We start from the raw sequence: 24,273 nt of genomic DNA on the forward strand, positions 1-24,273 counted from the left end.
GGATATCAACCGCAGGCTTTCAGGTTCACCGGGCCGACAAATTCATTGCCGCGTCCCATCACGCACGCCACGCTCTGATTACGCTGGCGCTCCCAGTCTTGCACCGGGTAAGTCTTGTCCCAGGCTTCGTACAGTTGCCGATCCTGCTTCGACAAGCGCAAGCCGTATTGTTTGCTCATGTAAAAGTAGGTGCGGGCGATCATGCCGCGAATCGAAGGGCGGGGCATGACCTTCTTCGCCTTGAAGTCGACCTGAGTCAGGCATGAGCCGTACTGACCCTTTTCGACCGGCAACCAACCGTAACTGAAATTGCTGCGGTCGCCATTCACCTCGCCGATGCTCGGCACCAGGTTGTGCAGGTCGGCTTCGGCTTTCTGATAGCTCGGGTCATAGCGGGTGCAATTCTTGCGACCGCCTTCCTGCCAGCATTGACGTTGATGGCCGAACTGCCACGCGGGAACGATGTGCTCCCATTCGATGCGGGATGCACGTTTGGCGTTCTTGCGTGGGACATAGCCGCAGGCGGCCAGATCGACCTTGTTGCCAGTGTATTTGCACCCGCAATAAAACTCGGTGGATTGTGGGGCGTACAGTTTCCAGGCGACCTTCTTGGCCTCGGTGAACGTACGCGGCGCACCGGCTTGCGCGCCAATGGATATGAACAGCAGCAGCACAGCAGCAAAACGCAGAATCATTGAATCAATCTTCCTTCGGCACAACCCAGAAAATCTGTACGCCACCATCGTCGCGGTAGGCGAGGGTGACGTTGTCGTTCTCGTCGATCTCTTCCAGCAAGCGCTCCCATTCATCCGCCGGCTCGTCTGGAAGTCGGAAGATCAGCGCGGCTTTGGCTTTTTGTGCGGTGGGGGAGTTGATGATTTTTTGAACGCGCATGCCCATGCGTTCGTAAGCGTCAGGAGCATCAGGGGAAGTGGCCACGAGGTTATCCTTATTAAGCTGTACGTGCATACAGTATTTAACTGTAGGCATTTTCGCAACTGCTTAAAATTCAAGAAAATCCTCTGACAGCGGTTTTCCGGTTTTGGTGTCGCGCAGGTGTAATTTTTCTTTGGCGGAGGCGGGAGCTTCACCCTCCGTCAGGTTGACGAAGGGTGAAACCAGTGCCCGATCAGGAATGGATCGGTCGAAGGCAGATCAGTATTCCCAGAACATCCGTTGCAGCTCTTTGCTGTCGTTAGTCTTGGTCAAGGCAACCATGGCCAGGATGCGGGCTTTCTGTGGGTTCAGGTCGTGAGCAACCACCCAGTCGTATTTGTCGTCAGGTTGCTCGGCGTTGCGCAGAACGAAACCACCGGCATTGACGTGAGACGAGCGAATGATCTGCACACCGTCCTTGCGCAGTGCTTGCAAGGTCGGAACCACGCGGGAGGAAACCGAGCCGTTGCCGGTACCGGCATGGATGATCGCCTTGGCGCCGGACTGGGCGAGGGCCTTGTAGGCTGTGTCGCTGACATTGCCGTAGGAATAGGCGATTTCTACGTCAGGAAGGCTCTTGATGTTTTTGATATCGAATTCCGAATCCATGGTGTGGCGCTTGGCTGGCAGGCGGAACCAGTAGGATTTGCCTTCAACTACCATGCCGAGCGGACCCCAGGCGCTTTTGAACGCTTCGGTCTTGATGTTAATCATCTTGCTGACATCGCGACCCGACTGGATTTCATCGTTCAGGGTCACCAATACGCCTTTGCCGCGAGCTTCTTTGCTACTGGCGACGGCCACGGCGTTGTACAGGTTCAGCATGCCGTCCGCCGACATGGCGGTGCCCGGGCGCATGGAGCCGACGACGATGATCGGCTTGTCGGTTTTTTCCACCAGGTTCAGGAAGTAAGCGGTCTCTTCCAGGGTGTCGGTGCCGTGGGTGATGACGATGCCATCGACGTCTTTGCTGTCGGCCAGTTCGGAAACGCGACGACCCAGTTGCAGGAGGTTTTCGTTGGTGATGCTTTCCGACGCGATTTGCATGACCTGTTCGCCACGCACATTGGCCAGCTTGCTCAGTTCGGGAATGCCGGCGATCAATTGTTCGACGCCTACCTTCGCGGCTTGATAGGTCGCGCTGTTGGCCGCGCTGGCGCCCGCGCCGGCAATGGTGCCGCCGGTGGCCAGTACCACTACATTGGCCAGCTTGGCCTGAGTTTCGGCTTCTTTTGCCTGGAGGGCGGTTGGCAGGAGCAGGAGGAGGGCCAAAGCGCCCGGAACGAAATTCTTCAAAGCAGATGTCATTATTTTTCTCTCTAGTAGTGAGACGGTGCTGATGCAGGTTCATCTAGATGCGCCCCGGGCCGATCTGAATGCCAGGGGTGCAGGGAGGGAGCAGGATCTGTACCAGTCGTACTGTGCTTGAGAGAAATGTTTAACCTCATGATTTAAATCAAGATTTATTCGATGATTGGTTTTGATCCTCCCTCGCTCATCCGGGTTTCCGAACGCGGGCTGTTTTCTCGTTCGGCTCACCGAAAAGGACTACGAGCTCCGTCCGCAGGGTGAGCTGGCCGGTTTTCGGATCTGTGCTAAAGAAAACGGCGCACTGGCCGATGCGCCTTGATAGGGATCCAATTTTTCAGGAGTTCAAATGTCATTGACTATCGGTTTGCCAAACCCCGGCGCGGTTACCATCGGCGGAAAAACAGCCGCTACGATCAATGCCCTGAGCGAGGCCAACGAGCAAGCGGCGGCCGAAGCGCTGGGCAAAGACGCTGGCGATACGAAGCAAGTCAGAACCGGTGGCGGCCCAGTGCAGGAGGAGGCGCCGGCCGAAAGCGGTGGCAATCAAAGCATCACGATCAAGATACTGCTCAAGCGCATGAAGGAGTTGCAGCAGCAATTGCAGGAGCAGCAACAGCAATTGGCCGCGGCGCAGGCGGCCAGCTATCCGACCGAAGAAGCTAAGACGACAGTCGTCATGTCGATCCAGGGGCAGATTGCAGACACCAACGCTGCACTCATGGAAGTGGCCGGCAATCTGGTTCGTGAGATGGCCAAGGGGTCTGGCAGCGGCGGTGTGATCAACACGACCGCCTAGGAGAAGGGGGTGGTGACGGTGATTCGCCCTACAAAAAATGCAGATTTTCAGTCGTTGACAAATGTCGGCAGGATTCGCATAGTTCGGTCTACGCAAACGTTTGCGCGGTCTTCGCGGTGAATTGATTTCGTCGTGGGGTGCAGCGAGCTTACGCCAGCGCAAGCGTTGCTCACAATAATCATAAGATCGGAGTGAACCCATGAAGCTGCCATTCGCTGGACGTCTTCTTGCTGTCGCCATGCTGGCTGCCGCATCCGCCGCACTGCCTGTCTCTTCGGCTTTCGCCGAGTCCCCTGAAAAACCCAAAGTCGCCCTGGTCATGAAATCTCTGGCCAACGAATTCTTCCTGACCATGGAAGACGGCGCCAAGGCCTACCAGAAAGAACATTCCGCCGATTTCGACCTGATCTCCAACGGCATCAAGGACGAAACCGATACGGCGGGGCAGACGCGCATCGTCGAGCAGATGATTCTGGCGAAGGTCAACGCGCTGGTTATCGCACCGTCTGATTCCAAAGCGATGGTGCCGGTGATCAAGAAGGCCGTCGATGCCGGTATCACCGTGATCAACATCGATAACCAGCTCGATCCGGCTGTGATCAAAAGCAAGAACATCAGCGTTCCGTTCGTAGGCCCGGACAACCGCAAAGGTGCGCGTCTGGTGGGTGAGTACCTGGCCAAGCAACTGAAGGCCGGTGACGAAGTCGGCATCATTGAAGGTGTCTCCACGACGACCAACGCCCAGCAGCGTACTGCAGGCTTCAAGGATGCGATGGAGGCTGCGCAGATCAAGGTTGTTTCCCTGCAGTCCGGCGATTGGGAAATCGACAAGGGCAACAAGGTGGCCGCTTCGATTCTCAGCGAGTACCCGGACGTCAAGGCGCTGCTGGCCGGCAACGACAGCATGGCTGTAGGCGCCGTTTCCGCCGTGCGCGCTGCCGGCAAGGCCGGTCAGGTGCAGGTTGTCGGTTACGACAATATCAATGCCATCAAGCCCATGCTGAAGGACGGTCGCGTTCTGGCGACTGCCGACCAGTACGCCGCGAAGCAAGCGGTGTTCGGCATCGAGACCGCGCTGAAAATCATCAAGGGCGAGAAAGTCGACAGTGGTGCAAATGGCGTGATCGAAACGCCTGTCGAGCTGGTCACCAAGTAAGTCCTTTGGCGACACAATGGCGCTCGCTCGTCCGTCCGGGCGAGCGCATGGAGATTTTTATGTCAGTTTCCGCTCCGATCGCTGTCCTCTCGGTCAGCGGTATCGGCAAGACCTATGCGCAACCGGTACTGACCGGCATCGATCTGACGTTGATGCGCGGTGAAGTGCTGGCACTGACCGGTGAGAACGGTGCAGGTAAAAGCACCCTGTCGAAGATCATCGGTGGCCTGGTCACCCCTACCACCGGCCAGATGCAGTTCCAGGGCAAGGATTATCGCCCTGGCAGTCGCACGCAGGCTGAAGAACTGGGCGTGCGCATGGTCATGCAAGAGCTCAATCTGCTGCCGACGCTTTCGGTGGCGGAGAACCTTTTTCTCGACAACCTGCCGAGCAATGGTGGCTGGATCAGTCGCAAGCAACTGCGTAAAGCCGCTATCGAAGCCATGGCTCAAGTCGGCCTCGACGCCATCGACCCGGACACACTGGTCGGCGAGCTTGGGATCGGTCACCAGCAAATGGTCGAAATCGCCCGTAACCTGATCGGCGATTGCCACGTGCTGATCCTTGATGAACCGACCGCGATGCTGACCGCGCGCGAAGTCGAGATGCTGTTCGAGCAGATCACCCGGTTGCAGGCGCGTGGCGTCTCGATCATCTACATCTCCCACCGCCTCGAAGAACTGGCCAGGGTCGCTCAGCGCATTGCTGTGTTGCGTGACGGCAACCTGGTTTGCGTCGAGCCGATGGCCAATTACAACAGTGAGCAACTGGTTACCCTGATGGTTGGTCGCGAGCTGGGCGAGCATATCGATCTTGGGGCTCGCAATATCGGCCCGCCGGCCCTGACGGTCAAAGGCCTGACCCGCTCCGACAAGGTTCGCGACGTTTCCTTTGAGGTTCGCGCCGGCGAGATTTTTGGCATTTCGGGGCTGATCGGGGCTGGGCGCACCGAACTTTTGCGGTTGATCTTCGGCGCCGACGTCGCGGACAGCGGCACGGTGGCACTGGGTTCGCCAGCGAAAACGGTGAGCATTCGCTCGCCTGTCGATGCGGTGCGCAATGGCATCGCCTTGATCACCGAGGATCGCAAGGGCGAAGGTCTGCTGCTGAGCCAATCGATCAGCGCCAACATTGCCCTGGGCAACATGCCGGAGATTTCCAGCGGCGGGTTCGTCAACAACGGCGATGAAACGAAGCTCGCGCAGCGGCAGATCGACGCCATGCGCATCCGCAGTTCCAGCCCGACGCAACTGGTGTCCGAGCTGTCCGGCGGTAACCAGCAAAAGGTGGTGATCGGTCGCTGGCTCGAGCGCGACTGTTCGGTGCTGCTGTTCGACGAGCCGACTCGCGGTATCGATGTCGGCGCCAAGTTCGATATCTATGCCTTGCTCGGCGAACTGACCCGTCAGGGCAAAGCGCTGGTCGTGGTGTCCAGCGACTTGCGTGAGCTGATGCTGATCTGCGACCGCATCGGTGTGTTGTCGGCAGGGCGTCTGATCGACACCTTCGAGCGCGACAGCTGGACCCAGGATGACTTGCTTGCCGCCGCATTCGCCGGCTACCAGAAACGTGATGCGTTGCTCAACGAAGCAGCGCCTAGGGATCTCCCATGAAAACTGCATCTTCCGCCGGCAAATCCAGTGGCAATTTCTACGGCCTCGGCACTTACCTGGGCCTGGCCGGCGCGTTGTTGGCAATGATTGCGCTGTTCTCGGTCATGAGCAGCCATTTCCTTTCGTACAACACCTTCAGCACCCTGGCCAACCAGATTCCCGACCTGATGGTTCTGGCGGTGGGCATGACGTTCGTGCTGATCATCGGCGGGATCGACCTGTCGGTAGGCTCGGTACTGGCACTCGCGGCCTCCACTGTCAGCGTGGCGATTCTTGGCTGGGGCTGGAGCGTGTTGCCGGCTGCCTTGTTGGGTATGGCTGTCGCGGCGTTGGCCGGCACGGTTACCGGCTCGATTACCGTGGCGTGGCGAATTCCGTCATTTATCGTGTCGCTCGGTGTGCTCGAGATGGCCCGCGGCCTGGCCTATCAGATGACCGGTTCGCGCACGGCTTACATCGGTGACTCCTTTGCGTGGCTGTCGAACCCGATCGCCTTTGGCATTTCACCCTCGTTCATCATTGCCTTGCTGGTCATTTTCGTTGCCCAGGCCGTTCTGACCCGTACCGTGTTCGGTCGCTATCTGATCGGCATTGGCACCAACGAGGAAGCGGTGCGTCTGGCGGGGATCAATCCAAAACCCTACAAGATCCTGGTGTTCAGTCTGATGGGCCTGCTCGCCGGTATTGCGGCGCTGTTCCAGATTTCCCGGCTGGAAGCGGCCGACCCGAACGCCGGTTCTGGCCTTGAGCTGCAAGTCATCGCTGCGGTGGTGATCGGCGGTACCAGCCTGATGGGTGGGCGTGGTTCGGTGATCAGTACCTTTTTCGGCGTGTTGATCATCTCCGTGCTGGCGGCCGGCCTGGCGCAGATTGGCGCGACCGAACCGACCAAGCGCATCATCACCGGTGCGGTGATCGTGATCGCCGTGGTGCTTGACACCTATCGCAGTCAACGCGCAAGTCGACGGGGCTGATAAATGGCAACGATCAAGGATGTGGCGGCACTTGCAGGAATTTCCTACACGACCGTGTCCCACGTAGTAAACAAGACCCGACCGGTGAGCGAAGAGGTGCGACTCAAGGTCGAGGCGGCGATCAAGAGTCTCGACTATGTGCCGAGCGCCGTGGCCCGATCACTGAAAGCGAAAACCACCGCCACCATCGGTTTGCTGGTGCCCAATAGCCTCAACCCGTACTTCGCCGAACTGGCGCGAGGGATCGAGGATTACTGCGAGCGTAACGGTTACTGCGTAATTCTCTGCAACTCCGACGACAACCCGGACAAGCAGCGCAGCTACCTGCGAGTGCTGCTCGAAAAGCGCATCGACGGCTTGATCGTCGCGTCTGCGGGTGGCGACAGCGGTCTGGCACAAGGACTGGCTGGCGTGAAGACGCCGATGGTGATCGTCGACCGTGGACTCGAAGGCGTGGACGCCGACCTGGTGCGCATCGATCACGAATATGGCGCGTACCTTGCGACGCGGCATCTGCTTGAGCTCGGTCATCGCGATATCGCCACGATCGGTGGTCCGGCCAGTACCAGTGTTGCGCAAATGCGTCAGGCCGGTTTTTGTCGCGCGCTGAAAGAGGCCGGTGTTGAGGTGTCCCCGTCGCGCATGCTGGAAAGCGACTTCACCAGCACTGGCGGTTACAACGCGGCTTCAGTCCTCCTTGAGCGCAAGCCGCCGAGCGCGATCTTTGCCGGTAACGACATGATCGGCATTGGTGTGCTGCGAGCCGCGGCCGAGCGCAACGTGCGCGTGCCTGCCGAACTGTCGGTGATCGGTTTCGACGATATCCAGATGAGCCGTTACGTGTATCCCGCGCTGACGACTGTGGGCCAGTCGATCCTGCAACTGGGCGAGATGGCTGCGGAAGTTTTGTTGCGAAGAATTGCCACCCCGGGTCTGGCGACGGATCAGCGGATCGTGACCCCGAGTATTGTCCTGCGCGAATCGACTGCACCGCTGTCCGGCGTGTTCACCGAATACCGCTGAAACGAATTGAAGAGTAGTGATGTATGTCCGCAAATGTAGTGGTAATAGGCAGCCTGAACATGGACCTGGTCACCCGGGCGCCGCGCTTGCCCCGGGGCGGTGAGACGCTGATCGGTCATTCCTTCGCTACCGTGTCCGGTGGCAAGGGCGCCAATCAGGCCGTAGCTGCCGCGCGACTGGGTGCACAGGTGTCGATGGTCGGCTGTGTCGGCAACGATGACTATGGTGTGCAATTGCGCGACGCGTTGCTGGCCGAGCAGATCGATTGTCAGGCGGTCAGCGTGGTCGAGGATTCCAGTGGTGTGGCGCTGATCGTGGTCGATGACAACAGTCAAAACGCGATTGTCATCGTGGCCGGTGCCAATGGCTCGATGACCCCGGCGGTTATCGACCGGTTTGACAGCGTGCTGCAGGCTGCCGACGTGATCATTTGCCAGCTGGAAATCCCCGATGCCACGGTAGGCCACGCGCTGAAGCGCGGACGTGAACTGGGCAAGACGGTCATCCTTAACCCGGCGCCGGCCAGTCGCCCGCTGCCAACGGACTGGTTTGCTGCAATCGATTACCTTATTCCCAACGAGAGCGAGGCCGCCGCCCTCAGCGGTTTGCCGGTGGACTCATTGGAGACCGCTGAAAAAGCAGCGGCGCACCTGATGTCACTGGGCGCCGGCAAGGTCATCATCACGCTTGGTGCTCAAGGCTCATTGTTCGCCAACAGCACGGGTTACCAGTATTTTTCTGCCCCCAAAGTGAAGGCTGTCGATACCACCGCCGCCGGGGACACCTTTGTCGGCGGATTTGCGGCTGCGCTGGCGGCCGGCAAAACCGAGGACGAGGCCATTCGTTTCGGGCAAGTCGCTGCAGCCCTGTCGGTCACCCGGGCAGGTGCCCAGCCCTCCATTCCTACCACCTCCGACGTACAGGCATTCAAACCCGTATGAAAAAGACTCCTCTGCTGAATGTCGCCCTGTCGCGGCTGATTGCTTCCCTTGGGCACGGCGACATGGTCGTGATCGGCGATGCCGGCCTGCCGGTACCGCCGGGTGTCGAGTTGATCGACCTGGCGTTGACGCACGGCGTGCCGGATTTCGTCAGCACCCTGAAAGTCGTGCTCAGCGAGATGCAGGTGGAAAGCCACGCACTGGCCAAGGAGATTTTCGACAAGCAACCGACTGCGCTGCCCACGCTGGACGAGCTGAATGACGAAGGCTCGCTGGGGCGGCGTGACCTGCTCAGTCACGAGCAGTTCAAGGTACTCAGCCGACAGGCACGAGCGATTGTTCGCACGGGCGAATGCCAGCCGTACTGCAACATCGTGCTGGTAGCCGGGGTTACGTTCTAACAGGGTTCGACCCTATTGATTTCATCTGCACAAGGAATGCGCCATGCACCGCTATGCTCAAAAAATGCACCAATTGATTCGGAGTCTGCTGCTTTTGTCCGTGATAACCGCGACCGGCGCCCAGGCGGCGGAAAAGATCGACCTGATCATCGACACCGACCCCGGCGCCGACGACGTGGTCGCCCTGTTGTTTGCTCTGGCCTCCCCGGAGGAGCTGAACATTCACGCGTTGACCACCGTGGCGGGAAACGTGCGTCTGGACAAGACTTCGCGCAATGCGCGATTGGCCCGTGAGTGGGCAGGGCGGGAAGAGATTCCGGTGTACGCCGGCGCGCCAAAACCGTTGATGCGCACGCCGATCTACGCCGAAAACATCCATGGCAAGGAAGGCCTGTCGGGTGTCACCGTGCACGAACCGAAAAAAGGCCTGGCCGAGGGCAATGCGGTCAACTACCTGATCGACACCCTGAAAAAAGCCAAGCCGCACAGCATCACTATTGCGATGCTCGGCCCGCAGACCAACCTGGCCCTGGCGCTGATCCAGGAGCCGGAGATTGTTCAGGGAATCAAGGAAGTAGTGATCATGGGGGGCGCCCACTTCAATGGCGGCAATATCACGCCAGTGGCCGAGTTCAATCTGTACGCCGACCCGCAAGCCGCGGAGGTGGTGCTCAAAAGCGGCGTGAAACTGACTTACCTGCCGCTGGACGTGACCCACAAGATCCTGACCAGCGATGCGCGCCTGAAGCAGATTGCGGCGCTGAACAACAATGCGAGCAAGATTGTTGGCGACATCCTCAACGAGTACATCAAAGGGGATATGGAGCACTACGGCATTCCGGGTGGCCCGGTGCATGACGCCACTGTCGTGGCTTACCTGCTCAAGCCTGAGCTGTTCACGGGGCGTTCGGTGAATGTGGTGGTCGACAGCCGTGAAGGCCCGACCTTCGGCCAGACCATTGTCGACTGGTATGACGGCCTCAAGGCGCCGAAGAACGCCTTCTGGGTGGAGAACGGCGATGCTCAGGGTTTCTTCGATCTGCTGACCGAGCGGCTGAAACGTCTGAAGTAAGGCATGCGCCCGCAGGTGCCAGCTTGCGGGCTTTTACTCCCTCTCGGTGTCCGATGTCCCTTTGAAGTCATCGGGATACTTCTCGAACAGTTGGGCGATGAAGCTTTGTGCGCCTTGCGTCCCCAGTGTCTTCACCAGCAGGTCGATGCTGATCAATGCCAATTCCTCCGGACTACCCGGGCTGTAGGAACTATGCCCTTGTCGCCAAGTGGCCTTAATGTCGGCGGTAATGCTTACGGTGGTCATGGCAAGGCTCGGTCGCGGGATCGGAGTTCTGAGTTAACCACTAAGTCGAGCGTTTGGCACTGCGACTTAGGCATGAGCGCGGGGCTGTGCGACACTTGGTCGTTCCGCAAAAAACAAGGATTGAGCTGTGCAGATCGATTTGAATAGCCTCGACGGCCTGACCCTTGATGCTGTCCGCCGGTTGCTGGCGTCGGCCAGTGATGACGAACATACCCAACTGCGCGTGACCAAGGGCGGTATTGCCTATATCTCTTCGGGTGTCACTGGCGGTCAAGACATCGATGGCCTGCTGTTTCGCTTGGAGACTTGGGCAAAAGGCTCGGGGTATGTGGGAAATGTCGCGGCCAGCGACGAAGTCTGGGTCATGCAGATTTTCAATGCGCTCAAAGACAATTGGCCGAATCCGCCTTACGACTACATTGATGTCTATTGAGCGTTATTAATATTCAGTGACGTTTTACGGGGTGAGATTTCAGGCGTTGCTCAGGCACACTCGGCGTTTTTCCGACCGTGGGGCAGGGGGATGGCTCTCACCGTGAAACCAAACGCCTTATTGGCGGTCGCACGATCTCTGCTCAAATTGAAATAAGGAGGCTTCATGCCTTGGAAGTTCGCGTCACTGGGTGCACTGATGGCCGTTGCTGTGTTGGCGGGTTGCAGCACAACCTCCAGTGAGTCGCAGAAGGATCCCGTGACGACTGAGGCCGGCCTTGGTCGTTGTGAGGCGTCAGCAGCGGAGTTCGCTCTCGGCAAGAAAGCTTCGCCGGAGCTGTTGGAGCAGGCACGCAAAAAAGCCGGTGCGCAGAATGCCCGGTTCCTCAAGCCCAATGACATGATTACTTTGGAGTACCGCTCTGATCGCCTCAACCTGAATACCGATCAGAACCTGGTGGTCACCCGCGTCAACTGCGGCTGAGCCTTCGGGCTTTCGTATCGCCCATAAAAAACCCCGTCACATGGACGGGGTTTTTTTAGTGCGCCGGGAAATTACTCTGGGCGAACTTGTGCAGCTTGCATACCCTTTTGGCCTTTCTCAGCCACGAAGGAGACGGTCTGGCCTTCTTTCAGGCTTTTGAAACCGTCAGTTTCGATAGCTTTGAAGTGTACGAACAGGTCGTCACCGCCACCTTGAGGAGTGATGAAGCCGAAGCCTTTTTCATCGTTGAACCATTTAACGGTGCCGGTTTGGCGATTAGACATGGTGTATCTCCAAGAAACATATATTTTCAGTAGTACTGTGCTGCTCAGGCCAACTGGGCACACCGGGGTATCATAGTCGAAATGTTCGCTTTGGTAGCCCCCCGGACGTGCTGTTTGCCAATCAGTCGTGTTTTCTTTACTGCCTGTTTCGGCTGGAGGCCCCGGTTTAAAAGGCTTTTCGCGAAAAGTAAAGACAATAAAAAAACCTGTAAAACCTGCATAAATCGTACGAAAAGGCCTGAATCAGATGCCTTTCAGCTGGGCTGGGGGCAGTGAAAAGGCCTGTTTCATCATTTTTTCGCCGGGACGTTGGCCTTGCATTTGGCAATTTGCCCCAGAGCTTTTTGTTGCAGCTCAGGCGTGGCCTTGTTGTCCATCAATGCCTGAATGTCGCTGGCCGGATAAGACTTGATGGCATCGGCACCGCACGCGCAGTGGGATTTTGCGGCAGCGGCACCGATTTGCGGAGTGGCCGCCTGGGTGCACTGAGCCATGTATTTCTCACGCTCGCCCTTTGGCCAGTCGGCGTGGGCGCTCAGCGGCAGCAGCAAAACGAGGGGGGCGACTGCAGCAAGCAGGGTATTAAGACGCATGCGAGGATGCTCCTTGTGGGTCAATGTCTTGTTATCTGAGGGCTCAAAGGCCGATCAAGTTCAGCACTCTGGCATAAAACAGACGATTTGCCTCTCGGTAAAAACCAGAGTGCATCGGCGACCGTTCATCTGTGCTAGCATGCCTGGCTCGGGCGTTCGCAGGCTCCGGATGACCTTCAGTCCCGGTTGCGGCCGTGCACGAATTTTCTGATTTGAATCCCAGTCACTCTGGTTCGGTTTTCCGGTTGGCCGCAAGGCTCCTGCCGCTGTAAGGCAGGCGTTCGTCATTGAATGGCCTGGATCGGATCTTGTACTGGCTCATCCCAACCCACGTGACCTTTGGTAGGGGTCACCACTAGGAGAGGAGGCGCCATGCCAACTATTACTCTTCCCGACGGCAGTCAACGTTCATTCGATCACCCGGTTTCCGTAGCCGAGGTCGCCGCATCCATCGGTGCAGGTCTGGCCAAGGCCACCCTGGCCGGCAAGGTGAACGGCAAGCTGGTTGACGCTAGCGACATCATCGACAGCGACGCAACGCTGCAAATCATCACGCCAAAGGATGAAGAGGGGCTGGAGATCATTCGCCACTCTTGCGCCCACCTGGTCGGCCATGCGGTCAAGCAGTTGTACCCGACTGCAAAAATGGTCATCGGGCCGGTCATTGATGAAGGTTTCTATTACGACATCGCCTTCGAGCGTCCTTTTACTCCGGACGACATGGCGGCCATCGAACAGCGCATGCAGCAGCTGATCGATACCGAATATGACGTCATCAAGAAAGTCACTCCACGTGCCGAAGTGATCGAAGTGTTCAAGGCCCGTGGCGAAGACTACAAGCTGCGCCTGGTCGAAGACATGCCGAACGAGCAGGCAATGGGCCTGTACTATCACGAAGAATACGTCGACATGTGCCGCGGTCCGCACGTGCCGAACACTCGCTTCCTGAAATCCTTCAAGCTGACCAAGCTGTCCGGCGCCTACTGGCGCGGTGATGCCAAGAACGAGCAATTGCAGCGCGTGTACGGCACCGCATGGGCTGACAAGAAGCAGTTGGCGGCTTACATCCAGCGTATCGAAGAAGCTGAAAAGCGCGATCACCGCAAGATCGGCAAGCGCCTGGGCCTGTTCCACACTCAGGAAGAAGCGCCGGGCATGGTGTTCTGGCACCCGAATGGCTGGACGTTGTACCAGGTACTCGAGCAGTACATGCGCAAGGTGCAGCGCGACAACGGCTATCTTGAAATCAAGACGCCGCAAGTCGTTGATCGTAGCCTGTGGGAAAAGTCCGGGCACTGGGCCAACTACGCCGACAACATGTTCACTACCGAGTCGGAAAGCCGCGACTACGCCATCAAACCGATGAACTGTCCGTGCCACGTGCAGGTGTTCAATCAGGGCCTGAAGAGCTACCGCGAGTTGCCGATGCGCTTGGCCGAATTCGGTGCCTGCCACCGTAACGAGCCATCGGGTGCGCTGCACGGCATCATGCGTGTGCGTGCGTTCACTCAGGACGACGCCCACATTTTCTGCACCGAAGAGCAGATGCAGGCTGAGTCCGCTGCGTTCATCAAGCTGACCATGGATGTTTACCGCGACTTCGGCTTTACCGACGTCGAGATGAAGCTGTCCACTCGTCCGGAAAAGCGCGTTGGTTCCGACGAGCTGTGGGATCGCGCCGAAGCGGCCCTGGCCGCAGCCCTTGATAGCGCTGGTCTGCCGTACGATCTGCAGCCGGGTGAGGGCGCATTCTATGGTCCGAAAATCGAATTCTCGCTGAAAGATTGCCTCGGCCGCGTGTGGCAGTGTGGTACCTTGCAGCTCGATTTCAACCTGCCTGTGCGTCTGGGAGCCGAATACGTCTCCGAAGACAACAGCCGCAAGCATCCGGTGATGTTGCACCGTGCGATCCTCGGTTCGTTCGAGCGTTTCGTCGGGATTCTGATCGAGCACTACGAAGGTGCATTCCCTGCGTGGCTGGCGCCAACCCAGGCAGTGATCATGAATATCACTGATAAACAGGCAGATTTCGTCGCTCAGGTCGAAAAAACTCTCAACGAAAGCGGGTTTCGTGCCAAGTCCGACTTGAGAAATGAAAAGATCGGCTTTAAAATCCGCGAGCATACTTTGCTCAAGGTTCCATATCTCTTGGTTATTGGGGATAAGGAAGTCGAGATGCAGACTGTCGCTGTGCGTACTCGTGAAGGTGCTGACCTGGGCTCGATGCCCGTCGCCCAGTTCGCTGAGTTTCTCGCGCAAGCGGTTTCCCGGCGTGGTCGCCCAGATTCGGAGTAATTATTATTAAGCGTGAAATGAGACAAGATAAACGAGCTGCACCGAAAGCCCCGATCAACGAGAATATCTCGGCACGCGAGGTTCGGTTAATTGGCGCTGATGGCGAGCAGATTGGCATCGTCTCGATTGATGAAGCGCTTCGTATTGCTGAAGAAGCCAAGCTTGATCTGGTAGAAATCTCTGCCGACGCAGTCCCACCGGTTTGCCGGGTGATGGACTACGGCAAATCGATCTTCGAAAAGAAGAAGCAGATTGCTGCGGCGAAGAAGAACCAGAAGCAGATTCAGGTAAAAGAAATCAAGTTTCGTCCAGGGACGGAGGAAGGGGATTACCAGGTAAAACTGCGCAACCTGGTACGTTTCCTGAGTGACGGGGACAGGGCCAAGGTATCCTTGCGATTCCGCGGCCGTGAGATGGCCCACCAGGAGCTGGGGATGGAACTCCTCAAGCGGGTTGAACAAGACCTGCTCGAGTACGGTTCGGTCGAACAGCATCCTAAGATGGAAGGACGCCAGCTGATCATGGTCATCGCCCCGAAAAAGAAGAAGTAATCAACAGGGCACGGCAGGCCTTCTGATTATGTTTATCAACTGAATGCGGAGTATCCGAACATGCCAAAGATGAAAACCAAAAGTGGTGCTGCTAAGCGGTTTCTGAAAACTGCTAACGGTATCAAGCACAAGCACGCTTTCAAGAGCCACATCCTGACCAAAATGTCGACCAAGCGTAAGCGTCAACTGCGCGGTAGCAGCTTGCTGCATCCGTCTGACGTGGCAAAAGTCGAGCGCATGCTGCGCCTTCGTTAATTTTTGGATCAAGAATAGAGGAAGTAACTCATGGCTCGTGTAAAGCGTGGCGTCATTGCCCGTAAACGTCACAAAAAAATTCTGAAACTTGCTAAAGGCTACTACGGCGCACGCTCCCGCGTATTCCGTGTTGCCAAGCAAGCGGTAATCAAGGCAGGCCAATACGCCTACCGTGACCGTCGTCAGAAAAAACGTCAGTTCCGCGCTCTGTGGATCGCTCGTATCAACGCTGGTGCTCGTGTTAACGGTCTGTCTTACAGCCGTTTCATCGCTGGCCTGAAAAAAGCGTCCATCGAGATCGACCGTAAGGTTCTGGCTGATCTGGCAGTGAACGAAAAAGCGGCGTTTGCTGCGATTGTCGAGAAAGCTAAAGCCACCTTGGCTTAAGTACCCCCGACAGTCACCCGGCCTCACCTCTGTGGGGCCAGGTGTTAAACGTCATAAATAGGGGAAGAGCCTTCAAGCTCTTCCCCTATTTTGTATCTGGAGTCTGTACATGGAAAACCTGGATGCGCTGGTCTCTCAAGCACTAGAGGCTGTGCAAAGCGCTGAAGATATCAATGCCCTGGAGCAAATCCGGGTTCAATACCTTGGCAAAAAAGGTGAATTGACTCAGGTGATGAAGACCCTGGGGAATTTGCCGGCAGAAGAGCGTCCGCAGGTCGGCGCCCTGATCAACGTTGCCAAGGAACGTGTCACAGGCGTTCTCAATGCGCGCATGGCTTTGTTTGAGGAAGCCGAACTGGCTGCCAAACTGTCTGCCGAATCCATTGACGTGACCCTGCCGGGCCGCGGTCAGACCTCCGGTGGTCTGCATCCGGTAACCCGGACTCTGGAACGTATCGAACAGTTCTTCACCCATATCGGCTACGGCATCGCCGAAGGCCCTGAGGTCGAAGACGACTATCACAACTTCGAGGCGCTCAACATCCCAGGCCACCACCCGGCCCGGTCGATGCATGACACCTTCTATTTCAACGCCAACATGTTGCTGCGCACCCATACCTCGCCGGTACAGGTCCGCACCATGGAATCGAAAAAACCGCCGATCCGCATCGTCTGTCCAGGTCGTGTGTACCGCAGCGACTCCGATATCACCCACTCGCCGATGTTCCACCAGGTCGAAGGCCTGCTGGTCGATCGCGATATCAACTTCGCCGATCTCAAAGGCACGATTGAAGAGTTCCTGCGGGTGTTCTTCGAGAAAGAACTGGCCGTGCGTTTCCGTCCTTCGTATTTCCCGTTCACCGAGCCTTCCGCCGAAGTCGACATGGAGTGCGTGATGTGCAGCGGTAAAGGCTGCCGCGTCTGCAAGCAGACTGGCTGGCTGGAGGTGATGGGCTGCGGCATGGTTCACCCGAACGTGTTGCGCATGTCCGGGATCGATCCGGAAGAGTTCTCGGGCTTTGCCTTCGGCATGGGCGTTGAGCGTCTGGCCATGCTGCGTTACGGCGTGAACGACTTGCGTCTGTTCTTCGACAACGACTTGCGGTTCCTCGCGCAATTTCGCTAGTCGTAACGAATTCTTAGGAGAGCAGGATGAAATTCAGTGAACAATGGCTGCGTGGCTGGGTCAGCCCGCAGGTAGATCGCGACGCGCTGGTTGCCCGTCTGTCGATGGCCGGTCTTGAGGTCGATAGCGTTACGCCGGCCGCCGGTGTTTTCAGTGGCGTGGTGGTGGGCGAGGTGCTGAGCACCGAGCAGCATCCCGATGCCGACAAATTGCGCGTATGCCAGGTCAGCAATGGCGCGGAAACTTTCCAGGTCGTGTGCGGTGCGCCAAACGTGCGTCCGGGCCTGAAGATTCCGTTCGCGATGATCGGTGCTGAGCTGCCGGGCGACTTCAAGATCAAGAAGGCCAAGCTTCGCGGCGTCGAGTCCAACGGCATGCTGTGTTCGCAAGCCGAACTTCAGATCGGCGAAGGCAATGACGGTCTGATGGAGCTGCCGGCTGATGCGCCGGTGGGCGAAGATTTCCGTGTTTTTCTGGACCTGGAAGACGCCAGCATCGAAGTCGATCTGACTCCGAACCGTGGCGACTGCCTGTCTCTGGCCGGTCTGGCTCGTGAAGTCGGCGCGCTGTACGACGCTCCGGTCACTCGCCCGGTGGTGATGACCGTTCCGGCGGTGCACGACGAAGTGCGCTCGGTAGAGGTCCTGGCACCTGCCGCGTGCCCGCGTTATCTGGGTCGTGTCATTCGCAACGTTGACCTGTCCAAGCCGACGCCGCTGTGGATGGTTGAGCGTCTGCGTCGCGCTGAAGTGCGCAGCATCGATGCCGCAGTCGACATCACCAACTACGTAATGCTCGAGCTGGGTCAGCCGCTGCACGCCTTCGATCTCGCCGAAATCAATGGCGGCATCCGGGTGCGCATGGCGGAAGAGGGTGAGAAGCTCGTGCTGCTCGACGGTCAGGAAGTCAGCCTGCGCAGCGATACGCTGGTGATCGCCGACCACACTCGCGCTCTGGCGATTGCCGGCGTGATGGGTGGCGAGCACAGCGGCGTATCCGCGACCACTCGCGACGTGTTCCTTGAGAGTGCGTTCTTCGACCAGATCGCGGTGGCGGGCAAGGCTCGTTCCTACGGTCTGCACACCGACGCTTCGCATCGCTACGAGCGTGGTGTTGACTGGCAACTGGCCCGTGAAGCCATGGAGCGCGCCACTGGCCTGCTGCTGGACATCACCGGTGGCGAAGCCGGCCCGATCATCGAGACCGTCAGCGAGCAGCACTTGCCGTCGATCGCGCCGATCACCCTGCGTGCTCAGCGCATCACCCAGATGCTGGGCATGGAAATGGATTCGGCCGAAGTCGAGCGTCTGCTCAACGCTTTGGGTCTGAAAGTTTCCGCCGACGGAGCAGGTCAATGGCGCATAGAAGTGCCAAGCCATCGCTTCGATATCAGTCTGGAAGTCGATCTGATCGAAGAGCTGGCACGTCTGTACGGTTACAACCGCCTGCCGGTTCGTTACCCGCAAGCTCGTCTGGCGCCACTGGCCAAGGCCGAAGCGCGCAGCGATCTGCCGGAACTGCGTCGTCTGCTGGTCGCTCGTGGTTACCAGGAAGCGATCACTTACAGTTTCATCGATCCGAAGCAGTTCGAGTTGTTCAACCCAGGCGTCGAGCCGTTGCTGTTGGCGAACCCGATCTCCAATGACATGGCTGCCATGCGTTCGTCGCTGTGGCCGGGTCTGGTCAAGGCGCTGCAGCACAACCTCAATCGTCAGCAGGATCGTGTCCGTCTGTTCGAGAGCGGTCTGCGCTTTGTCGGTCAGCTGGAAGGTCTGAAGCAAGAGCCGATGATCGCCGGTGTGGTATGCGGCAGCCGTCTGCCGGAAGGCTGGGCGCAAGGTCGCGATACCGTCGACTTCTTCGACGTCAAGGCTGACGTAGAAGCGGTGCTGGGTTTTGCCGGTGCGCTGGATCAGTTCACTTTTGCACCGGGCAAGCACCCTGCGCTGCATCCGGGCCAGACTGCACGCATCGAGCGGGAAGGGCGTGAAGTCGGCTTTATCGGCGCGATTCACCCTGAGTTGTCGAAATCCCTGGGTCTCGACCGTCCGGTCTTCGTCTTCGAGCTGGTTCTGGCTGACGTCGCTACGGGTAAAATGCCGAAATTCCACGAGTTGTCGCGCTTTCCTGAAGTTCGTCGTGACCTGGCACTGATTGCGCACAAAGACGTTGCAGCCTCGGCTGTACTGGACGTAATCCGTGAAAATGCAGGTGAATGGCTGACAGACCTCAGGCTATTTGACGTGTATCAGGGTAAAGGCATTGATCCTGATAGAAAAAGCCTTGCAGTCGGCTTGACCTGGCAGCATCCATCGCGCACTCTTAATGACGATGAGGTGAATTCGACGACGCAAAATATCCTCACCTCGCTCGAACAAAGGTTGAACGCCACGTTAAGGAAGTGACGTATGGGGGCTTTGACGAAAGCTGAGATGGCGGAACGTCTGTATGAAGAGCTGGGCCTGAACAAGCGGGAAGCCAAGGAATTGGTTGAACTGTTTTTCGAGGAAATCAGGCACGCTCTTGAAGACAACGAGCAGGTCAAATTGTCGGGTTTCGGCAATTTCGACCTTCGGGACAAACGCCAGCGGCCTGGCCGCAACCCGAAAACGGGGGAAGAAATCCCGATCACGGCTCGCCGTGTGGTCACCTTTCGTCCAGGGCAGAAGTTGAAGGCCCGAGTTGAGGCTTATGCTGGAACCAAGTCATAACGACGAACTACCCGTCATCCCGGGCAAACGCTACTTCACCATCGGTGAAGTCAGCGAGCTGTGTGCGGTAAAGCCACACGTGCTGCGCTATTGGGAGCAGGAGTTTCCTCAGCTCAACCCCGTCAAACGCCGCGGAAACCGCCGGTATTATCAGCGCCAGGACGTGCTGATGATCCGGCAGATCCGCGCGCTCCTTTACGATCAGGGGTTCACCATCGGCGGCGCACGTCTGCGTCTGTCCGGCGATGAAGCCAAAGACGACACCACCCAATACAAGCAAATGATCCGCCAGATGATCGCCGAGCTCGAAGACGTTCTGGTGGTTCTCAAGAAATAATTTCCTGCTTTTAAATACTTCCAGTTTTCAAAAGCTTGCGATATATTCTTGAGCGTTCTTCGAGATGGAGAACGAGTTTCACGCCTAGTCGGGGCGTAGCGCAGTCCGGTAGCGCACTAGCATGGGGTGCTAGGGGTCGAGTGTTCGAATCACTCCGTCCCGACCATATAATTCAATGACTTAGCCCAACTTTAACGAGTTGGGCTTTTTCATGCGTAGGGACTTTTGCGGGGGGGGGGGCATCCCGTTTTTCTCCTCAACATATAATTCAAAGGGTTGCGAGACTTTAACTCGCGACCCTTTTTTATGTTTGGTCGTTTTTACCCTTAAAAAACGACTGGCTTTGGGTGGAATCTTCAGCGGGCACTAAGGTCAGAGTTCGTCCATGTTCCAAGCCGGTAAGGCGTCCGTTTTGTCATGCATGGCTGTCGGCGGTCATCTGGGAATGAGCGGGTAGCAGCTCAATAACGTCGCAGAAGAGTTTCCGCTGCTTCCAGTCATTGCGATCGCCAATCACATACAAACGGCGCTTGGCCCGGGTGGCGGCGACGTTGAGCAGGTTAGGCTTGGAAACTGCCCATTCGCGAGCGCCGCCGTTTTCACTGCTCCCACCCAGGACTAGGATGATCACTGCAGCCTCCTTACCTTGCATGGTGTGAATCGTACCGCGCACGATCTTGGCATCTAATCGATCCTTGAGCTGGTTGCGCACGTCCTGAAAGGGCGTGATTACTGCGATGCTATCAAGCGGAACACCGTAGCTATCAAGCAAGGCCAGCAGGCGTTCGAGCGCCTTGCCTTCATTGTCGACCCAATTGCCAGAGGAGCGGCCACTCGCGTGTACCCAGCCGGTGAGTAGGCGGGCAGGAGTTTCTTTGGCGGGTGAGGGCGCGATGGTGCCATAGACCATGGCTCCGTCATAGGCAATGCGATTAGCCAGGTCGAACATCGGTTTGTCACAGCGACGATGCACCACCAGCGGCAGGCCGACCCAGTGTTTCTTGTCCTTGGGACCCGCCATGCGACCCCAAGTGGTGGCCTGGTCGGCCAAGGTTTGGGCTGATTGGCGATTGGGTAGCCAGTGTGTGTCGACTTGATAGCGGGTACGCATGTGTTCGAGCACGGCATCAGATACGGTGACGATCGGCTCCAATTGCAGCGGATCACCGACCAGTACAGCCCGGCGTGCACGCCATAGGGCACCCACTGCAGCCTGGGGTGTAGCCTGACCGGCTTCGTCCACCAGTAGCCAGCCAATCTCTCCGCAGCCAAGGCTACCGAAGGAGCGGGCGAACGAGGCGAAGGTACTGCTGAGCACCGGCACTACCATGAATAGCGAGGCCCATGCTGAACGTGTCACGGCCTTGGATACCCCCCGATAACGACTGCCGGTGAGCGTGCTGGTGATGAAGTCCAGGTTGGCGCGTAAGCGCGAGGCTTCGATCTGGAAGAAGACGCGGTGTAACTTGAGCGCTTCGATGAATACCTTCGCCCGTGCCTGACGCCAGCCTTCGACTAACCATGGTTCGAGCAGCTCGATCTCGCTGCCTCTGCCGATCTGACCTTGTTCGAGCCAGACCTGCAGGTGCTTGGCCTTGCCAGCCTGGGCAATGCTGCGAGCCTTGTCGATCTGCAGGGCGGCGTGGAGCACGGCTTCATTGATCTCCTGTTCGTCCTTGGCCAATTGTTGATTGAGTTCAGTGAGCCGGCCAACTAGTCGCTGCACTTGGCGTTGGGCACTGTCGAAGGCGTCCTTGGCCAAGGTGCGAGTGCTATCAAGCACTCGTTGCCGAGTTGCCCACGTGCGATGAGTACCCCAGAGGCTCAATAGGTTGGCGAGAAAACCCGGCTTTTTTGCAAGGTGTGCTTCAAAAGCCTGGAGTTCGCGTTGCAGTTGCTCGCGAGCGGGCGTGAGCAGCAGCATTTCCAGCGTAGCTTGTTCGTCATCGAGACTGCTGCGCTGGGTCAGGCGGACTTGGCGCTCCTTTTCCTTTTGATGTACTCGGGCTTTGGCGCTGATCACCGCCTGAATCCGTTCCAGAATGTCGCTGACTTGAGCGTGTATCGCTTGTTCGGCGTTCTTGGCGTCCTGATATTGCTTTACGGCGGCGCGCCAGAAATTGGTTTTTTCGGCGGACGAGAGCAACTTCATTTGTGGGACTTGCTCGGACAACCATTCGCGCATGCCCTTGGGAGCTGGCTTGTCTTCCGCGTTGTCCGCTACGGACGCGTCGGGCGTTGGATTGCCGTTGGGGAGATCCTCGTCCAAGGTGTCGTAGTCGAGGGCATCTGGTTGGGAGAGTGTGGATTCGTCCTCGGTCTTCTTCGGTTTGGGTGGACGCTTGCCATAGAAGAAGCGATCGACGAACTGGGTGCGTTTGGCTTTGCTGCCCAATGCCGCGGAGATCATTGCCCAAGCTGGTTTGCCGCTGGTGAGTTCGCCCAGTTCGCTGAAGTATTCGGCATCGGGCAGCCAGGATGGGTCAACCTTATCCTGCTGGGGCAGCTCGAGAGTTACGTTCTCCACGGCACCATTGTTGGAGGAGGCTACCACCATCTCGAAGCCGAACAGGCGAGGGTTGAGTTGATAGGCAAAGCGCTCGCGTCCGCCATCGTTGGCGGATTCGCGACCATCCTGGATGAAGGCGTCCGAGGCCCTGCTCAACGAGGCCAATACGTCGGCTCGTTGTGTCACCACCGCCGCGATTAGGTCGCGGAGTAGGGTGGTCTTCCCGGTACCTGGCGGACCGTTGACGCCCATTATGCCGGTATTGTTGCTGAGGTTTTGGAGCAGACTGTTGACTGCCAATTGTTGGGAGTGCACCAACCCCAGATGCCTTTCGGCAGGCCAGCAGCCGGTCGCATAACGCGAGGGGGCGAGGCGATCAATCAGAGCCATATCTGCTTCGGGCTTGTCGAGGTGCAGGCGCTGGGTGGTGTCGTGATGACTCAGGTAGCGGGCCAACGGCTCGCTGGTTTCACCACGGGTCAGGGCATCAGCCGTGTCGGCCAAATCGCTTAGCAGGAAGCTGTTGAGTGGATCGTCTTCTTGTTCGGGTTTGTTCGGGTCGATCGGTGCTGAGCGGAAGCGATGTTTGCGCGGCTCGTCTGCGAAAAACTCGTCGAGTCCCAAAGTCTGACGAATATGGTTTGTCAGGTGCGACAGGTCTGCGGCGTTGACCACGCCACTGAGCAGGCTTTTAGCCTCTTCGCGGAGGGAGTCCTGGGTCTCTTCGAAGCCGCGTGTCCAGTCTTTCTTGTTGATGGCACAGCCGACGAACCATGCCTCGCTGGATAGCACCAAGCTATCGACCAGCATTATGCCTTGATCGTTGAACTTGAGCGCATACAAGGCGGCGAGCCTTTGTTGTGGCTCCTTGTAGCCTTGGTCGGCGCCGTAAAGAGTCTCTAGCTGACGAGAAACATTCAGGTTGTTGTAGAGGTGTGCGTAGAGCGTGTGACTCCATAAGCGTTTGTTCGGCAGGCGCTGCTGGCTCAGAGGATTGGCTGGCATCCACGGCAGGATTTGGGCCGAGGTGGGTATGTCTTGGAAAAACGGCTGGTAGTCGCTGTCGCGCTTCTTCAGCTTTGGGACTGCCTGAGGTTGCAGCAGTTCGACGGCATGCCAGTAACGCACGATATTTTGCGAATTCATTTACTACGTCCTTGAAAAGCGCGGGGGCTTGGATTCCTGACAGGGAAGGATATCAGGCATGTTGCTTCGCTTCCTGGCGCCGGGCGCGGTTGTCTTGACTCGGTTTGGCATCGTTCAAGTGCAGGCCAGCCGCATTAGTTTAATATTGATCCTCCCAATGCGGTCATCGCTTGACTTGGCCAGCAAAAGCATGACTTTCTCCACAGGCCTTTATCGGAAGCGCCGATACCTGCTTGCTTGGCTTTTACTGGCGAAAAAGGCGGGAGAAGCGTCATACGAAAAAGCCGATCGAAGAGATCGGCTTTTTTACGCCTGCGAAAACCGCTGAGTCGGCTAAATCGTTCAGGGCTTCTTTTCTTCCATCCTATCCTTTGAGCCGCTGGATGTTTGCGCATCCTTATCTGTCTCATGGGACTCTGCACCGGAGTTCGACCCCGAGGCTTCTTCACCCTTTTTGTCGGCCTTGTCTTCCTTGGATTCGGTGCCTCCCTGATTGACCCCGGGAATACCCGTAGGCGGAACGGTGCTTCCCGCCATCGACAGCGGTGTGGTGGCAGATAAAAGACTTCCAAGCATGAGGGCTGCAATGGTTCTGTTCATCGTCGGGCTTCCGCGTCAGGTGGATAGACGTTGGAAGTTCTGACGCGGGGTAAAGTGCCGGTCAACTGACGGGCGGGTACCGTATCGCGATGCG

27 protein-coding genes and 1 tRNA gene are annotated in these 24,273 nt (G+C 57.7%); 20 read left to right on the plus strand and 8 right to left on the minus strand.

Annotation, left to right across the window (positions count from 1 at the left end; all coding sequences use genetic code 11):
• Positions 1–5 precede the first annotated feature (5 nt).
• From ACKUG4_RS10560 to ACKUG4_RS10570, 3 genes are all read right to left on the minus strand, one after another.
• On the minus strand, positions 6–695 hold the full coding sequence (locus tag ACKUG4_RS10560; protein ID WP_064594862.1) for an endonuclease: 690 nt from the start codon (positions 693–695) through the stop codon (positions 6–8).
• A gap of 4 nt (positions 696–699) precedes the next feature.
• Positions 700–969: a DUF1654 domain-containing protein gene (locus ACKUG4_RS10565; RefSeq protein ID WP_371855269.1), complete on the minus strand. Its 270-nt coding sequence runs from the start codon at positions 967–969 to the stop codon at positions 700–702.
• A gap of 186 nt (positions 970–1,155) precedes the next feature.
• On the minus strand, positions 1,156–2,244 hold the full coding sequence (locus ACKUG4_RS10570; protein ID WP_064594866.1) for an asparaginase: 1,089 nt from the start codon (positions 2,242–2,244) through the stop codon (positions 1,156–1,158).
• Positions 2,245–2,593: 349 nt separating this feature from the next.
• On the opposite strand from ACKUG4_RS10570, the gene ACKUG4_RS10575 reads away from it, so the two are divergent.
• The 8 genes from ACKUG4_RS10575 to ACKUG4_RS10610 all read left to right on the plus strand — a co-directional run bounded on the left by ACKUG4_RS10575 (position 2,594) and on the right by ACKUG4_RS10610 (position 10,223).
• The gene (locus ACKUG4_RS10575; RefSeq protein WP_064594868.1) at positions 2,594–3,043 is read left to right on the plus strand and encodes a hypothetical protein; all 450 of its coding nucleotides are present in this window, start codon (positions 2,594–2,596) and stop codon (positions 3,041–3,043) included.
• A 199-nt stretch (positions 3,044–3,242) separates the two neighbouring features.
• Entirely contained in the window at positions 3,243–4,199 is a 957-nt protein-coding gene (locus ACKUG4_RS10580; protein ID WP_007956008.1) for a sugar ABC transporter substrate-binding protein, read from the plus strand.
• A 59-nt stretch (positions 4,200–4,258) separates the two neighbouring features.
• Positions 4,259–5,812 (plus strand): sugar ABC transporter ATP-binding protein, encoded by a 1,554-nt coding sequence (locus ACKUG4_RS10585; RefSeq protein ID WP_445433952.1) that lies wholly within the window; start codon positions 4,259–4,261, stop codon positions 5,810–5,812.
• Complete coding sequence (locus tag ACKUG4_RS10590) at positions 5,809–6,786, plus strand: ABC transporter permease (RefSeq protein ID WP_064594871.1); 978 nt, start codon at positions 5,809–5,811, stop codon at positions 6,784–6,786. The genes ACKUG4_RS10585 and ACKUG4_RS10590 overlap by 4 nt, the downstream gene beginning before the upstream one ends.
• Before the next feature lie 3 nt (positions 6,787–6,789).
• A complete protein-coding gene (locus ACKUG4_RS10595) occupies positions 6,790–7,809 on the plus strand; it encodes a LacI family DNA-binding transcriptional regulator (RefSeq protein WP_236189366.1) in 1,020 nt (339 codons plus the stop codon).
• A gap of 23 nt (positions 7,810–7,832) precedes the next feature.
• Positions 7,833–8,750 (plus strand): ribokinase, encoded by a 918-nt coding sequence (gene rbsK / locus ACKUG4_RS10600; RefSeq protein ID WP_445433953.1) that lies wholly within the window; start codon positions 7,833–7,835, stop codon positions 8,748–8,750.
• Complete coding sequence (gene rbsD, locus ACKUG4_RS10605) at positions 8,747–9,151, plus strand: D-ribose pyranase (protein ID WP_039771558.1); 405 nt, start codon at positions 8,747–8,749, stop codon at positions 9,149–9,151. Before rbsK ends, rbsD begins: the two co-directional genes overlap by 4 nt.
• Before the next feature lie 43 nt (positions 9,152–9,194).
• Positions 9,195–10,223, plus strand: coding sequence for a nucleoside hydrolase (locus ACKUG4_RS10610; RefSeq protein ID WP_445433954.1), 1,029 nt, complete (start codon positions 9,195–9,197; stop codon positions 10,221–10,223).
• Positions 10,224–10,256: 33 nt separating this feature from the next.
• Here the strand turns inward: ACKUG4_RS10610 and ACKUG4_RS10615 are convergent, their stop codons facing one another.
• Positions 10,257–10,469, minus strand: coding sequence for a hypothetical protein (locus ACKUG4_RS10615; RefSeq protein ID WP_445433955.1), 213 nt, complete (start codon positions 10,467–10,469; stop codon positions 10,257–10,259).
• Between the two features lie 127 nt (positions 10,470–10,596).
• Between ACKUG4_RS10615 and ACKUG4_RS10620 the strand changes: the two genes are divergently transcribed.
• On the plus strand, positions 10,597–10,902 hold the full coding sequence (locus tag ACKUG4_RS10620; protein WP_445433956.1) for a hypothetical protein: 306 nt from the start codon (positions 10,597–10,599) through the stop codon (positions 10,900–10,902).
• 165 nt (positions 10,903–11,067) lie between these two features.
• Positions 11,068–11,385, plus strand: a complete 318-nt coding sequence (locus ACKUG4_RS10625) for an I78 family peptidase inhibitor (RefSeq protein WP_064594885.1) — start codon at positions 11,068–11,070, stop codon at positions 11,383–11,385.
• Between the two features lie 71 nt (positions 11,386–11,456).
• Here ACKUG4_RS10625 and ACKUG4_RS10630 read toward each other — a convergent pair whose 3' ends face one another.
• Both ACKUG4_RS10630 and ACKUG4_RS10635 read right to left on the minus strand, forming a co-directional pair.
• Complete coding sequence (locus tag ACKUG4_RS10630; RefSeq protein ID WP_007956027.1) at positions 11,457–11,669, minus strand: cold-shock protein; 213 nt, start codon at positions 11,667–11,669, stop codon at positions 11,457–11,459.
• 290 nt (positions 11,670–11,959) lie between these two features.
• Positions 11,960–12,262: a hypothetical protein gene (locus tag ACKUG4_RS10635; RefSeq protein WP_064594887.1), complete on the minus strand. Its 303-nt coding sequence runs from the start codon at positions 12,260–12,262 to the stop codon at positions 11,960–11,962.
• Between the two features lie 372 nt (positions 12,263–12,634).
• Between ACKUG4_RS10635 and thrS the strand changes: the two genes are divergently transcribed.
• From thrS to ACKUG4_RS10680, 9 genes are all read left to right on the plus strand, one after another.
• Complete coding sequence (gene thrS / locus ACKUG4_RS10640; protein WP_039771550.1) at positions 12,635–14,557, plus strand: threonine--tRNA ligase; 1,923 nt, start codon at positions 12,635–12,637, stop codon at positions 14,555–14,557.
• On the plus strand, positions 14,557–15,108 hold the full coding sequence (infC, locus tag ACKUG4_RS10645; RefSeq protein ID WP_169432615.1) for a translation initiation factor IF-3: 552 nt from the start codon (positions 14,557–14,559) through the stop codon (positions 15,106–15,108). The genes thrS and infC overlap by 1 nt, the downstream gene beginning before the upstream one ends.
• A gap of 60 nt (positions 15,109–15,168) precedes the next feature.
• A complete protein-coding gene (rpmI, locus tag ACKUG4_RS10650) occupies positions 15,169–15,363 on the plus strand; it encodes a 50S ribosomal protein L35 (RefSeq protein ID WP_002553160.1) in 195 nt (64 codons plus the stop codon).
• A gap of 30 nt (positions 15,364–15,393) precedes the next feature.
• Positions 15,394–15,750, plus strand: coding sequence for a 50S ribosomal protein L20 (gene rplT / locus ACKUG4_RS10655; RefSeq protein ID WP_002553161.1), 357 nt, complete (start codon positions 15,394–15,396; stop codon positions 15,748–15,750).
• A 109-nt stretch (positions 15,751–15,859) separates the two neighbouring features.
• Positions 15,860–16,876: a phenylalanine--tRNA ligase subunit alpha gene (gene pheS / locus ACKUG4_RS10660; protein ID WP_011333387.1), complete on the plus strand. Its 1,017-nt coding sequence runs from the start codon at positions 15,860–15,862 to the stop codon at positions 16,874–16,876.
• A 26-nt stretch (positions 16,877–16,902) separates the two neighbouring features.
• A complete protein-coding gene (pheT, locus tag ACKUG4_RS10665; protein ID WP_445433957.1) occupies positions 16,903–19,281 on the plus strand; it encodes a phenylalanine--tRNA ligase subunit beta in 2,379 nt (792 codons plus the stop codon).
• Between the two features lie 3 nt (positions 19,282–19,284).
• Positions 19,285–19,587 carry an integration host factor subunit alpha gene (ihfA, locus tag ACKUG4_RS10670; RefSeq protein ID WP_002553164.1) on the plus strand — a complete coding sequence of 101 codons (303 nt, stop codon included), beginning with the start codon at positions 19,285–19,287 and terminating at the stop codon, positions 19,585–19,587.
• Positions 19,568–19,924 carry a MerR family transcriptional regulator gene (locus ACKUG4_RS10675; protein WP_003179985.1) on the plus strand — a complete coding sequence of 119 codons (357 nt, stop codon included), beginning with the start codon at positions 19,568–19,570 and terminating at the stop codon, positions 19,922–19,924. Before ihfA ends, ACKUG4_RS10675 begins: the two co-directional genes overlap by 20 nt.
• An 89-nt stretch (positions 19,925–20,013) precedes the next feature.
• Positions 20,014–20,090, plus strand: a tRNA-Pro gene (locus tag ACKUG4_RS10680).
• A 249-nt stretch (positions 20,091–20,339) separates the two neighbouring features.
• Here the strand turns inward: ACKUG4_RS10680 and ACKUG4_RS10685 are convergent.
• Positions 20,340–23,579 carry a DEAD/DEAH box helicase gene (locus tag ACKUG4_RS10685; RefSeq protein WP_445433958.1) on the minus strand — a complete coding sequence of 1,080 codons (3,240 nt, stop codon included), beginning with the start codon at positions 23,577–23,579 and terminating at the stop codon, positions 20,340–20,342.
• A gap of 58 nt (positions 23,580–23,637) precedes the next feature.
• Between ACKUG4_RS10685 and ACKUG4_RS10690 the strand changes: the two genes are divergently transcribed.
• Positions 23,638–23,907 carry a hypothetical protein gene (locus ACKUG4_RS10690; RefSeq protein WP_064595080.1) on the plus strand — a complete coding sequence of 90 codons (270 nt, stop codon included), beginning with the start codon at positions 23,638–23,640 and terminating at the stop codon, positions 23,905–23,907.
• Between the two features lie 14 nt (positions 23,908–23,921).
• Here ACKUG4_RS10690 and ACKUG4_RS10695 read toward each other — a convergent pair whose 3' ends face one another.
• Positions 23,922–24,179 carry a hypothetical protein gene (locus ACKUG4_RS10695; protein ID WP_445433959.1) on the minus strand — a complete coding sequence of 86 codons (258 nt, stop codon included), beginning with the start codon at positions 24,177–24,179 and terminating at the stop codon, positions 23,922–23,924.
• Between the last annotated feature and the right edge of the window lie 94 nt (positions 24,180–24,273).

The organism is Candidatus Pseudomonas auctus (assembly GCF_048654275.1).
In the GTDB taxonomy this organism is placed as follows: domain Bacteria; phylum Pseudomonadota; class Gammaproteobacteria; order Pseudomonadales; family Pseudomonadaceae; genus Aquipseudomonas; species Aquipseudomonas pharyngis.